Annotated in this window: 11 protein-coding genes and 1 pseudogene; 7 read left to right on the forward strand and 5 right to left on the reverse strand. The window is 55.5% G+C overall.

What is annotated here, in order from left to right:
• The 4 genes and pseudogenes from C472_RS14910 to C472_RS14925 form a co-directional block, all read left to right on the forward strand.
• A pseudogene (locus C472_RS14910) lies at window positions 1–546 on the forward strand (hypothetical protein); the annotation flags it as partial.
• Window positions 543–3,392 carry a UvrD-helicase domain-containing protein gene (locus tag C472_RS14915; RefSeq protein ID WP_006630685.1) on the forward strand — a complete coding sequence of 950 codons (2,850 nt, stop codon included), beginning with the start codon at window positions 543–545 and terminating at the stop codon, window positions 3,390–3,392. The pseudogene C472_RS14910 and the gene C472_RS14915, both read left to right, overlap by 4 nt.
• 117 nt (window positions 3,393–3,509) lie before the next feature.
• Entirely contained in the window at window positions 3,510–4,940 is a 1,431-nt protein-coding gene (locus C472_RS14920; RefSeq protein WP_049906778.1) for a lamin tail domain-containing protein, read from the forward strand.
• Entirely contained in the window at window positions 4,937–5,236 is a 300-nt protein-coding gene (locus tag C472_RS14925) for a DUF3006 family protein (RefSeq protein WP_006630687.1), read from the forward strand. Before C472_RS14920 ends, C472_RS14925 begins: the two co-directional genes overlap by 4 nt.
• Before the next feature lie 46 nt (window positions 5,237–5,282).
• Here C472_RS14925 and C472_RS17130 read toward each other — a convergent pair whose 3' ends face one another.
• Window positions 5,283–6,041: a hypothetical protein gene (locus C472_RS17130; RefSeq protein WP_152420662.1), complete on the reverse strand. Its 759-nt coding sequence runs from the start codon at window positions 6,039–6,041 to the stop codon at window positions 5,283–5,285.
• Between the two features lie 222 nt (window positions 6,042–6,263).
• Here C472_RS17130 and C472_RS16565 point away from each other — a divergent pair, with 222 nt between their 5' ends.
• Together C472_RS16565 and C472_RS16570 are read left to right on the forward strand one after the other, a co-directional pair.
• On the forward strand, window positions 6,264–6,497 hold the full coding sequence (locus tag C472_RS16565) for a hypothetical protein (RefSeq protein ID WP_082238283.1): 234 nt from the start codon (window positions 6,264–6,266) through the stop codon (window positions 6,495–6,497).
• Between the two features lie 154 nt (window positions 6,498–6,651).
• The gene (locus C472_RS16570) at window positions 6,652–6,933 is read left to right on the forward strand and encodes a helix-turn-helix transcriptional regulator (protein ID WP_006630689.1); all 282 of its coding nucleotides are present in this window, start codon (window positions 6,652–6,654) and stop codon (window positions 6,931–6,933) included.
• Between the two features lie 244 nt (window positions 6,934–7,177).
• On the opposite strand, the gene C472_RS14940 is transcribed toward C472_RS16570, so the two are convergent.
• Window positions 7,178–7,873 carry a nucleotidyltransferase family protein gene (locus tag C472_RS14940; RefSeq protein ID WP_006630690.1) on the reverse strand — a complete coding sequence of 232 codons (696 nt, stop codon included), beginning with the start codon at window positions 7,871–7,873 and terminating at the stop codon, window positions 7,178–7,180.
• Complete coding sequence (locus C472_RS14945) at window positions 7,870–8,544, reverse strand: helix-turn-helix domain-containing protein (RefSeq protein WP_006630691.1); 675 nt, start codon at window positions 8,542–8,544, stop codon at window positions 7,870–7,872. Before C472_RS14945 ends, C472_RS14940 begins: the two co-directional genes overlap by 4 nt.
• Window positions 8,545–8,752: 208 nt before the next feature.
• On the opposite strand from C472_RS14945, the gene C472_RS14950 reads away from it, so the two are divergent.
• Window positions 8,753–9,241, forward strand: coding sequence for a hypothetical protein (locus C472_RS14950; protein WP_006630692.1), 489 nt, complete (start codon window positions 8,753–8,755; stop codon window positions 9,239–9,241).
• Window positions 9,242–9,283: 42 nt separating this feature from the next.
• On the opposite strand, the gene C472_RS14955 is transcribed toward C472_RS14950, so the two are convergent.
• The gene (locus C472_RS14955) at window positions 9,284–10,696 is read right to left on the reverse strand and encodes an argonaute/piwi family protein (RefSeq protein ID WP_006630693.1); all 1,413 of its coding nucleotides are present in this window, start codon (window positions 10,694–10,696) and stop codon (window positions 9,284–9,286) included.
• On the reverse strand, window positions 10,693–12,171 hold the full coding sequence (locus C472_RS14960) for a hypothetical protein (protein WP_049906781.1): 1,479 nt from the start codon (window positions 12,169–12,171) through the stop codon (window positions 10,693–10,695). The genes C472_RS14955 and C472_RS14960 overlap by 4 nt, the downstream gene beginning before the upstream one ends.
• Window positions 12,172–12,217 lie beyond the last annotated feature (46 nt).

A 12,217-nucleotide genomic window follows, 5' to 3' on the forward strand; every position in this document is an offset into this window, starting at 1 on the left:
CTCTTGGAGTTCCTCGACGGAGATCTCGTTGAGGTGGTCCATTACAGACAACATAGTTTTCCGAGTAAAAAATTCTATCGACTACTATATCCCGAGTCGCTCACCGAACACGTCCAAACTGAATCGTTCTTTGAGTACCTTCGTGAGGAGGGAGCAAACAAGTGCCAGAAGATTCTCTCGAAGATCGACTATCAGACGTACGCTGCCCTCTTCGATGCCGCACCGCTCGTTGAGACGACAGACAGCGACGAACTCATCGAATCTGAGTTCGGCCAGACAATGATTGCCCGGCTTAAATCAGAAATTGGCGAGTACAAGTACGTAAAGACGGGGAGCAAACAGGTCATGCGGGAGATTGCTCGGCAACAGAAAGGTGCGTTCTTCGAACCTGATCTTGATGCATTCGAGTCGTTCGTCGAGGAGCGACTGACAGAGCTCAACCGGCGTCGCACTGGCGATGAGTCGTTCCCTATCGAGGGCCTTGCCGGCGAGCCGAATTACCGGCGGGTGGATAATCGTGATTTGCTCTTGGAGGGTGAGCAATGAGCGACGTTACGCCAAACCCGGAGCAACGCGATCTCATTGAGTCAACCGACGGCCTGTACCTCGTCGACGCTGGTGCTGGCACCGGGAAGACGTTCACCATCACCCGGCGATATGCGAATATCGTCGATCAGGATGGGATCGATCCGTCTGATGTCCTGTTGGTGACGTTCACGAACAACGCAGCTGAGGAGATGCGAGAACGGATCGTGCGGAACAGCGAGTACGGAATGCGGGAACTTTCGAACGCCCCGATCCAGACGTTCCACTCGTTGGCACACGATATTCTCGATGAGCACGGCCATGACGCCCCAACGTATCTCGGGGTTGAGGAGACGATTACCGGCTCAACCCGAATCATCGAAGACGAGATCATCGAACAGGCCCTGTTTCGGGAGTTCATCGGCCAGTTCATTGATTCACACCCGGAATACGACGAGTTCTTCACCGTGATCTCAGAGACGACGGAGCTGCTCGATCTCATCAAGGAACTGTCTGCGAAGGGTGTGTTTCCGACCGCAAACGGTTGGTACCGCGACGGCGAGTCACACCTTGACGGTGACTTTGAGACCTTCGAGAAGCTATTTGCCGATCTGAATACGCCTCGAAACGGTGGAAGCAAGCAGTCGAAGCTCCGCGAGAAGCTCAGCAACTATGGGAAAGAGAAGATCTACCTCCCAGAGGCACCTGAGAGATGGGAGCTTCGCGGAAACGGCAAACAGATTCCAGCGGCTGTCGCTGGACGCGTTTTCGAGGACGATCGAACAGCACTCAAGCAGTTCGTCCACGATGTGTATCACGCCTACCTTGAGTTTGCGCTTCGACGGAACTACCTGAACTTCGGGTTCCTTCAGCTGTTTGCGTTCGTCCTTCTGTGTGAAGACCACGATCTTCGAGATCGACTGGGGTACGAGTATGTGATGGTCGACGAGTTCCAGGACTCCAGTGAGATCCAGTTCAAACTCATGCTTCTTCTGGCCGGCACAGAAAATATCTGTGTGGTCGGTGACTGGAAGCAAAGCATCTACAGCTTCCAATACGCCGACGTCGACAATATCCGTGAGTTCGACGATCGACTCCAGCGGTTTGCCGAAGAGCTGAACCGGGACGCAGATCGCGTCACCTTCCCGACGACGACGGCTGTCAGCAAACAACTGACACGGAACTACCGGTCGACCCAATCTATCCTGCGGTTCTCGACAGAGGCGCTGACAGCTCGTGCGACGAACAGTGAGCTACTCGATGTTGAGGCAATCTCCGAGGCGGTCACACGGTTGAAGGCGGACACAGACCATGACGAGAGCCGTATCGAGGCGCTCACGAGTGAGGATGAACACGAAGCGATTCTCGCAAAAATCGACGACATCGTCGACAACGATGACTACGCCGTTGAGGGCGACGATGGCGAGTACCGTGCGCCGACGTACGGTGATATCGCCGTATTGACCCGAACTCGCGATTTTGGACGGGAGATACTCGACACGGCAAGTGAATACAACCTGCCGATGGCCTACGAAGGCGGGATTGAGGTCTTCCGAACCGATGCCGCGAAATTGCTGTTAGCGTGGCTTCGTATCCTCGAACGTGACGCCGACCGTGGTTGGGCTCTCGTCTTAGAAGAGGCCGGATACACGATCGACGAGGTGAAAGCGATCACCGAGCGCGGAACGTACCCTGAGGCGATGGTTGCCTTCCGTGAGAACCTTCGAGAGATGGAGACATTCGGGGGTGTCGCCCGTCGCGTCTTCGATCGGTACGACCAGAGTGGTCCGACCGCGGACGTTGTCCTTGACACAATTCAGTCGGTTCACGGGACGACAACGTTCACTCGTGGAGAACTCATCCAGTTTATCGAAGCCGCGATCGAAGACGGCAGCACCCATGAGGTCGACGCTGGTGCGGGGATGAATGCGGTGACTGTTCAGACTATCCACGCAACGAAAGGGCTCGAATATCCCATAGTCATCCTCGCGAATATGAACACGAACAAGTTCCCGTCAACCGGTGGCAGCGGGAGCGATATCGCGTATACAGATCCAATCGGACTTCGACAGCGGAAGGTGTACTCTGAGGAGGCACACGATGTCCCACACGTCTACGACAACTGGCAGACAGACGTTCTCAACAAGTGTCTCCCCCAGAATTACGATGAGGAACGCCGACTGCTCTACGTGGCTATTACGCGCGCTGAGAGCCACGTCATTCTAACCGGTGGTGAGAATCCGAATGTGTTCCTCGAGGAACTCCCCGTTACTATCGAAACAGTCGACCCAGATCTGTCGTCCTTCAGTGCAGTAGATAACGAGTCATCACCGTTTACCGTTGACATTCCGGATCCTGATGGGCCAGCAAGCTACTCCCCGCATACGTTCATCGACGATGCTGTTTTCGAAGGAGACACCGGTGGGCGAGGGATGGAATTCGGGTCGGAGGTACACGAGTTCGCAGAACGGTATGTGCTTGGTGAGGCTGTCGACACCGGTGGTGACTCCGATAAGGAGAACGTACGGGACTTCTTGGAGTCACTCGACGGCGAGAAGATCGCCGAAATTGATGCGTTCCTCCCGCTGACCGTCGACGACGAGGAAGTGACGATTGGTGGAGTCATCGATCTGCTCCACATTACTTCTGACCACGTTGATATCGTCGATTACAAGACCGATCTCACAACCCACGCCGAAGAGGAGTATACGAAGCAACTCAGTATATACTACCATGTTGTCGTCGACCAATATCCAGATCGGTCGGTCTCTGCATCGATCTTCTACACCGATGATGGTGACCGCCGTGAGATTGAACCTCTCAGTCAATCGGAGCTCAAAGAGTTAGTCCGGAGTCACAGAACGTGACTCCTTCTTGTCTTAACGTAGGATAACGCGGGAGTTCTTTGCTTTTTGCGACTGACTCGTAGATTGCGCTTCGACAGAGTCGCGTAGCTTTACACCGACCCAGCGCCCACTGTGACCATGGAATCGTCACGGAATCTCACTACGCTCCTTCTCGTCGCCGGCATAGTCATTCTCGCCGGCTGTGCTGGTGGGCTCTCTGGTGACCCGTCGCCTGCGTCCCCAGAGCCGACGAACGAATCGTCGACTATCAGCACAAATGGGAGTGTTGCGGTCCACTACATCAACGTCGGCCAATCCGTCAGTACGCTCATCGTGAATCCGAGCGGTGAGACGATGCTCATCGATACTGGACACTACAATGACGACGGCGAGTACGTCATCGAGTATCTCCAACGCCACGATATCACGCGGATCGACCACCTCGTCACATCACACGCTGACGCCGACCACATTGGCGGAAATGCGGCTCTCATTGAATACTACGAGACAGAAGCCGACGGGATCGGCGCAGTGTACGACCCTGGCGTTGCCTCAAGTACCCAAACATACGCGGAGTATCTTGATGCGATCGACGCCCACGACGTGACACTGTATGAGACTCGAGAAGGCGATACGATCAACTTCGGGGATGTCGATGTTGATGTCCTCGGCCCACCAGAACCGTACCTCGAAAACGACGATCGCAACGAGAACAGTATCGTTCTTAAACTCACACACGGTGATACGAGCTTTCTCTTTTCGGGTGATGCCGAAGACGATCAAGAAGCATACCTTGTCGACGAGTACGGGTCAGCTCTGGAGTCGACAATTCTGAAAGCCGGGCACCACGGCTCTGTGAGCTCATCAAGTGACGCGTTTCTCGATGCGGTCGATCCCCGAGCAGTTGTGGTCTCGAGCGCGTATGATTCACAGTACGGACATCCCCACGATGAGGTCCTCCAACGACTTTCTGAGCGATCTCTCCCAGCGTATTGGACCGCAACACACGGGAACATCGTCTTGACCAGTGACGGCCAGAACATTACCGTCCAAACCCAGCGGGACGCTCCGACAGATCCGAACGCACTCCGTGGGGGTGACCCGATTGAGGTTGGATCGACCGACGGTGTTAGCGATCGTGCCCGTATCGAGAGTGATGGGACAACCAGTATCGATGCCGGCGGCAACGAGACGTCGGATGACACGGACAGCGACCCCGACGAGCCGACAGCTGAAGCCGGCTTGACGGTCGCCGAAATTCACGCGGATGCAGCTGGCGATGACCGGGACAATCTCAACGACGAATACATCGTTTTCGAGAATACTGGTAGCGATGCACTCGATCTATCTAGCTGGACGATCGAAGACGACGCAGGCCGGAGTTACACGGTACCCGATGGGTTCGAGCTTGCTGCCGGCGACACAGTGACACTCCACACAGAAAGCGGGACGAGGACAACTACTGAGTTATACTGGGGGTCTGGGTCCCCCATTTGGAACAATAACGGTGATACCGTGATCGTCACCAATGCTAACGGCGAGCGTATCCTAGAAGAGGCATACACATGACTGATGTCGCTGCCCTCGATGACGGCGAATACACAGCCGTCGTGGACTCGATCGAAGATAGATTGGCCACCGTGTTCTTCGAACGCGACGGCGATGAGGTTGGAAATTCCGTCCTGGCTGCTGACCAGTTGCCCGAGGATGGTCAGCATGCCGACGCGATTCTCACAGTCACCCTTGTCGACGGTTCTATTGCGACAGCGCAGTACGACCCCGAGCAAACTACAGAGCGGTCGGAAGCGGCCCAGAACCGATTTGATCGGCTCTCACGGGGTCCACCTTCGGAGGACGACTCATAACCGCACAACATCTGTTCCCGGCACCCCCGATCAGTTCCTCTGTTGTTCACCGGCTCACGGACTCCAACAAAAGCACGAGTACCATGACGACCATGCCGGTCGCGAATCCTGTCCCGTGGGCGATTACACTAACAAATCGCCCCGACGTATCTAGTTCGACTTGGAACAACTGCGAAAGTAGCCCCACCACGACAGCGGAGCCACCGCCGATAAGCAGGAGGTTGTCACGCTCCGATACGACCCACGCCCGCCACTCCGAAATCTGTGTACGGTTGCTAACAATTACACTTCCGATCGCAACGGCAATCATCCCACAGATGATGATCGCTACAGACGGAGACAACACAGCGGACGTTACTGCGAGCGCAGAGAGCGCTCCGAGGACAATTGTTCCGGTCGTTACGACGCCGGCGTCGTAGCCATACCACGCAGTCGCTGTGCGTGCCAGTGAGACGTATAGCAGCCCTCCAAACGCACTCACGACACTGGAAAATCCGCGTGCTGTCGTGGCGTCTGCGACGAGATTCCACTGAACCGACAGTACCCAGTAATCTACGAGTTTTGTCACCGGTGGTGTGAGCACGAGACACCCGACGACAGCGATCCAGAATGGACGTCGATACCTCCACGCAGTCGCGAGTGCGTATGTCGACGCCATCACAATCGCGTACCACGCAACGCTGGACGCAAGATGTGAGCCGCTATCGTGGAGAATCGCCGCGGTCCACGCCGTGACAATTGAGGGCTCGCCATACGTGAACACAAACCGGGAGCGGAGTGGATCGGGAAGCAGAACATGGACCACGATAAGCAGGCCAGCAAGCCCAGATAAAATGGCTATCTCCACCGATCGGGTGGATGTCAGAGAGACCCGCCTTCGAGACATTCACGTCTGATTGTCCAGCAGCACTTAAAAAGAGCCAGATCGCTCACGAGTGTACTTTTTGACGTAGTCGGTTGGAAATCAGTAGATATCCACCTTTAGTGACCCGAACATCCTACTGCCCTCGATTCATAGCTGCTGGCAATGCCGAATTCGCGGCGGCCGATCGCGCCAGCTGAAGAGGATGTTCTCGATCATCTAGAGTCATATCTCGAAGAGCTGGACGCTGCCGACCCGCTTACTCGTGAGACGGCAATCACATACCTCGAAGACCACGGAGTCAACCCTGCCGACGCACGCGATATTATCGAGCAGTTACTCTTGAAGGGGTATCTGTATGAGGTTGATGACGAAATTCGGATTCCACCACGCTCGTGACGAGTTAGTAGGTCTGTTGTCTATCGGACCCTTCTCCCTCTAATCGCGTGGTTCACGCCTGTAGCAAACAGAACAGTCTCCCATCAGATGGTTCGTTACTTCCGATATACCAGAAATCGATAGTATTTCATGAATATAGCCCGAATCATGAACGATGTACGATCTCACTGGCTTTCAGCGCGATCTCCTGTATGTGATTGCGGGGCTTGAGGAACCACATGGGCTCGCGATCAAAGACGAACTCGAAGACTACTACGAAAAAGAAATCCATCACGGGCGGCTGTATCCCAATCTCGACACGCTTGTCGAGAAGGGACTGGTCGAGAAAAGTCAGCGTGATCGACGAACCAATGAGTACACTACCACTCGCCGAGGCACTAGAGAGATCGAAGCGCGGGTTGAATGGGAAGCCGAGTATATTGACCACGGCGAGTAATTTAACTACTTTGACATCCACCCCGCGCTAAAGCGCGAGGCTTTCTCCTCGATCCTCCGTAATCGAGGACAGTCCACTCCTAATGTAGTCGTCTTGGAATGGTTTGAACGGATGAATGGCCGTCGACGTGAGGGCGTGTGGGAGCGACGGTCGACTATTGCCAGCTGTTCGAATTTTTGACTGCCTGTAAGCACTACTGGAGGGGGCTAACTACTTGCGTCTGATCAGCGATGCCCTGACGCTTTCAACTAAGGTGATCAATCTGCGAAGACAGGTACTCCTGAAGGGCGGTGACCGTTCCTTCTGAGACCGCTGAGGCCCCGAAATCGCTCCGAAATCCGTGCTTGAGTTCGTCGCTCTTTAAGATCTCCAGACCACGCTCAAGCTGCTCTCGCAACGCATCCTCGTCCCCTCGTCGCAGGTGGGGCGTAACAGCGTGAAGGTCGATTTCTTCTGCCACTGCCAAGACGTCGCGAAGGTCTGTTTCACGACCGCTGTGGAGCTTTGCCGCGACGAGGACCGCCCCATCGATAACTCTGGCCGTCGTCGTCACTGTCCCCCCGCTCACCTCCTGCTGGTGGCTGTGGTCGTACAGGTAGTCGAAGGACCACTGCGCCTCCGTCTGGCGACATCCGAGACCGTTCACCAGCAGATCGAAGCCGATCGGCTGTTGCGGCGTGAGCCGTTTTTCGTACTCGATCACTTCCGTGTCGTAGAACCATTCCTTGGCGTGGCTGTCCGTTTCCCCGAAGCCCTCTCGTTCGAGGAATTCGGCGAATTCAGCCTTAGAGTCCGGTGCGACGACGATATCGAGGTCTGTCGAGAAACGTGCGTTAAACGCTGAAACAGCGTAGCCACCGATAAGGACGTACTCGTGCCCCGCTTGCGTGAGTTCCTCGAGAAGTTCGATAAGTGCGTCACTACGGTTGTTAAAGCTCATGTCTGTGCCCGTTCCGTCTCTCGATACGTGACGCCGAGGTCAAGATCTTCGTACATCCGATCGAGCATCGCCAATGCTGACTGGAACTGGGCGTAGTTCTCGCGCATATACTCGATCGTCTCAGCTCTCGAGATCACCGGGTACCCTTCGATGTGAGTGATATCGAGCGACGGGCGTGGCTCAAGGACGATTTGTAGTGGTCCGTCCAGCTCGTCTCGGGATTGTCGCTCGAATGCGGTGGGGAGGTCGAACGAGTCGAAAAACGTCTCCCAGGCGTCGACGTCTTGCTCGTGGACGGCCAGGAACAGGGGATAGTCATCGGGGTCGCGACCGACTTGATAGCCCCCTTGGGTCCACACGTAGACGGCGTCGATCCGCGTAAACGCGTACGGTCTGCCACTAAACTGCGGGATGACGTATGCCTCCTCAATCGAAGGCGGACTGACGCCAGCGCTGGCAGCCACGAACTCGCGTGCGGCGTCTCTCACGCGCTCGCTGACGACGGAGAGGCCGTCATCATAGTGGACATAGCCTGCGTCTTCGAGCCGATTGACGGCCTGTCTCACCGTCTCGTACGGCGTGTGAAGGTGTTGTGCGACACGACGGATGGAGTCACCACTCTCGATCGCGAGGATGACCTGCGCCGCCGTATCGTCGAGAACCTCATACATCTGATGGTTACCAATAATCCGGTAACAAATAAAAACTTTACTTGATCAGCCATGAAGTCCCGATTTCTCCACTCGTCTCTACACTCCTGTCGTCAACGCCGGCCCACACAAGATCGACGCAGACGCCTTCAAGCAGCGCCTCTCCGAGGTCAGCGGTGCCGCAGTATCACGACACATTGACGACGACGAGGTCGCCCTCCTCGAAGCGATGCAGCAGCTCATCTTCAACCGGTTCGACCGCGACTACAACCGCCTCGTTGCGTTCAATGCGGAATCGTGGAAAGGCGGGTTCGACCTGCCGTTCGTCCGGACGCGGTGTATCCGACAGGGCGTGGACTGGATGTTCGACGATATCCTGTTCGCCGACCTGTGGGAGCCTTTGAAAAAGCGGCTGAACACCACCCACACCGCCTACGGCGCGGCCGCCGACGCCAACTCGCTCACCGGCTCGTACGGCCTCTTGTTCAACCAGGACGACCGCCTACCGATGTTGCTTGACGACTTGGACGGACACGCGTGGTACCGCGACGATCCGTACGACCCGTTTGAGGATTCGGGGAGCGCCGCCGCACACTACCACGAGGGTGATCTGCTCCCCGTCTGCCTACACAACCTCGCCGACGTCCACCGAGCGTGGGAGCTGGGCGAACTCATACGCCAGTTTGTCTCCTCCAACGTTACCGAGAAGAAGTTATAATTCAATATATTAACTGAGATAGTGCGCAAAATCCTGTTTAGATCACATATAGTAGTAATAGTGGGTCTGTAGGTTGATGTCATCCGCGTTCGGTTCAGCGAGGATATCACTCACGGCATTCGCAATTCCAATGGTAACAGGGAGTCGCTTGCAGAAGTCCGAACTGTTCCAGTCCAGTTTGGTGAATGTGAGTATCTCACGACAGATGCGTCGGTAATCGCCGCTAAAGTACTCCTCGTGAGGCTTGACGACGATGGGTGTGGGAACCCCCGGCCCGTTGTACACGGACTGCTCTGGCACGTATCCAGTGGTGTAGAGGTACCCCTCACTCCGATCGGGAGGGAGAGCTAGTGTTCCCCGTAGTGGTGGATTGTCACCTTCCGGAAAGAGACGGAGTGGATGGTGCTTCCTGATGGTAACGAATTCCTTGACATTCACATCGGCGGCACCGTCATTGAACCCCTCACTTTCCTCCGGCCAGAAGTTTGACGACTTGTGAAGGACGAGTCGATTCGGCTGCGAGTCGCGGTAGTTGCCGTATTTCTCAAGGATGCTTTCAACCAACCGCTTGGCATCTGCGTACGAGAGGTGGGTCTGCGCCTCGTCGCTAGCGATGTCTTGAACGGGATCGCCGCGAATGACGAAGTTTTCCCCGCCTTCTATGAACACCTGTGCAATCGACGCCCTGACGTCTGGGTCGGCGCCCCGCTCTCTGTAGAACGAGATGCCCGCGTAACACTGCTGACTGTCGAAACTCGCCGTCTTCCAAGGTCTACCCTCCCGAGCCTTGTAGAGCATCCCAACGGCGATATTCCACGCGAACTCAGAACGGTGCTGTACATCAGAACCCCCGCGTAGTGCCTTAGGCGACATCAGCTGCGTGGGGGTGCCAGCTTCCATCCCCGCGAGCTTGATCTGACTCCGGAAATCGCTATTCTTCGTTTGAATCCGGTCGGTGTCCGTATTCGGATCGGCACAGAGTTCCACGAAACGCTCGGGGATGGCAACGAATGTGATGTCTGGAGGCGGCGTCTGCGCCCCGAGTCCGGCGATTTGGTGTTTCAGGTGTCTAATGGCGGGTTGGACGCGTTCTTGTCGGTTGGGTATCTCGGCAATCGTGTCTATGTCTTTCTGACGGATGCGGCCCTTCCACTTTTCGTGCGTCTGGTAGTCAAACTGGAGCTGCGAGTCGACTCCGAGCCCCGGAAATGGTTGTCGCCATCGCTTCCGATTCGAATTGCTCGAAATACCGGTTCGCATCTTTCGGAGTAGTTCCTCCATCATCGAGATCGACCGACTGTCCCCGACAATCCCGACATTCACGACTTCCTCCTCTGTGTTCGCCCGAGGGCGGGGGCCGTGCTTCAGTAACCCTCCGCGGGGATCCTTCGCCGTTTCACCGTTGGCGAACAGCAATTCGGGCTCCCTTATCCGGCGGAGGTCGAAGTCGCTCATCGTTTCACCACGACTTCTCCAGCCATCAGTGTGTCCCGTTCCTCGGTGTTCTTCGGTGGCCGCTCTCGGAGGTGAACATCGATTGCTTCCTCGAAGGTCATTCGCTGCCCGCCTGTACCCGGGATGCTTGCGTGACCACCTCGTCCTTCGTCAAGACCGAGATAGGCTCGCCACTGTCTGAATTGGCTTTTTTGATTAGGATTTCTAGACAGTGAGTTCTTGTCCAGTTGATTGTGAAGCTCGTCGGCACGGTCACCACTAATGAACGAATCGCCACGTCCACGCTCGGTGAACAACCACCCTGTCTCGACAAAGACATAGTATTGGTCGCCGTATTGCTTCACCACGGGCATCCCATACCGGTGTGCGTAGGCAGTACCCCAATCTTTCACCGCGACGTATCCGTTGAACTCCTGATTGGCCTCCAAGGCGTCTTCTTCTGAAGGCCTTAGATCACCTGACAACTCCTGTTGTCTGGTCTCATCGATATTTTGGCCGATCTCTCTATCCCTTTGAATGATGAGTTTGTGTTGGCCACGGTGGCGGATGCTGACGCAGCGGTCGTGGCGGAGAACACCGCGCCACAGCACTTTTCGATTCAATAGGGCGATAACTCGGCGGTTGTGCTGGTCGCCAGTCTGACTTATCCACTTCATAAAGTCGTGACACTCCGCCGTGTCCGTGTCTACAAACTTCACGAGTGAATCGGGCATTTCCCCGGGTGGTATCAGGCTGTACATCTCACCATTCTGAAACCAGATTGGGAGATAACGTGGATTTTGGTCATACACGTCATGGTACTCGGGGGCCAGACTCCGTAGTGTCCAGATCTCGTCGGGAAGGTCGGCGATTCGGACGAAGTTCGGTGTGGGATTGCCCCGCTGCTTTACGGGTTCGTTCTCACGTGTGTAGAACTCCCACTTTTTCTCTCCACGATCCTGAGATTCGCGATCTTCGATAAGTTCGCCAAGTCGTTCATATCCCGCTTTTTTAATGCTGACCTGTTCCAGAAATCGCCAGAAGTCCCGAAAATCGAGTGACTCGAACTGGTCTGTTTCCGCTTCGTTCAGATCGTGTCTGTCATCCAGCTCTTCATAGTATGTCCGCACCTCTTCTTCCTTCCTGATTCGGTCGTGGAAGATGTCTTCCCACCGCGACTGACTGGCGTAGTCCTCGGCGAATACCATGAATTCGAACTCTGGCCCCTCAGAGCGGGCAAAATCAATGAATTGGCGGGATAGCTCGTCAATAAAGCCGTCGTTGAACAGAGAGAGTTTGGTGTTCTTTGTCTCGACGCGGAATCTCTTGTCCTCCGCGTGAGCCGGTCGGGACAAGACAATATCAGATGTGCCCGCATAGCTGTCACCAACCTCCAAATATTCGCCGTCTTCGAGGTAGTCCCGAACACGGCGCCGGTATATCTCTGCTGTGTGGTGACTGGATTCTTGTCCCCCCTCGAGGTTTTCAAACGTCACTAACTCTACATACCGCGGCCCAGAGGAAAAAATGTCGGGTGTAGCG

This window comes from Halorubrum tebenquichense DSM 14210, from assembly GCF_000337415.1.
Taxonomy (GTDB): domain Archaea; phylum Halobacteriota; class Halobacteria; order Halobacteriales; family Haloferacaceae; genus Halorubrum; species Halorubrum tebenquichense.

Excerpts from the sequence above, each read along its gene's own strand:
- C472_RS14915 (WP_006630685.1), top strand. The coding sequence starts at position 543 with ATGAGCGACGTTACGCCAAACCCGGAGCAACGCGATCTCATTGAGTCA.
- C472_RS14920 (WP_049906778.1), top strand. The coding sequence starts at position 3,510 with ATGGAATCGTCACGGAATCTCACTACGCTCCTTCTCGTCGCCGGCATA.
- C472_RS14925 (WP_006630687.1), top strand. The coding sequence starts at position 4,937 with ATGACTGATGTCGCTGCCCTCGATGACGGCGAATACACAGCCGTCGTG.
- C472_RS16565 (WP_082238283.1), top strand. The coding sequence starts at position 6,264 with ATGCCGAATTCGCGGCGGCCGATCGCGCCAGCTGAAGAGGATGTTCTC.
- C472_RS16570 (WP_006630689.1), top strand. The coding sequence starts at position 6,652 with ATGTACGATCTCACTGGCTTTCAGCGCGATCTCCTGTATGTGATTGCG.
- C472_RS14940 (WP_006630690.1), bottom strand. The coding sequence starts at position 7,873 with ATGAGCTTTAACAACCGTAGTGACGCACTTATCGAACTTCTCGAGGAA.
- C472_RS14945 (WP_006630691.1), bottom strand. The coding sequence starts at position 8,544 with ATGTATGAGGTTCTCGACGATACGGCGGCGCAGGTCATCCTCGCGATC.
- C472_RS14950 (WP_006630692.1), top strand. The coding sequence starts at position 8,753 with ATGCAGCAGCTCATCTTCAACCGGTTCGACCGCGACTACAACCGCCTC.
- C472_RS14955 (WP_006630693.1), bottom strand. The coding sequence starts at position 10,696 with ATGAGCGACTTCGACCTCCGCCGGATAAGGGAGCCCGAATTGCTGTTC.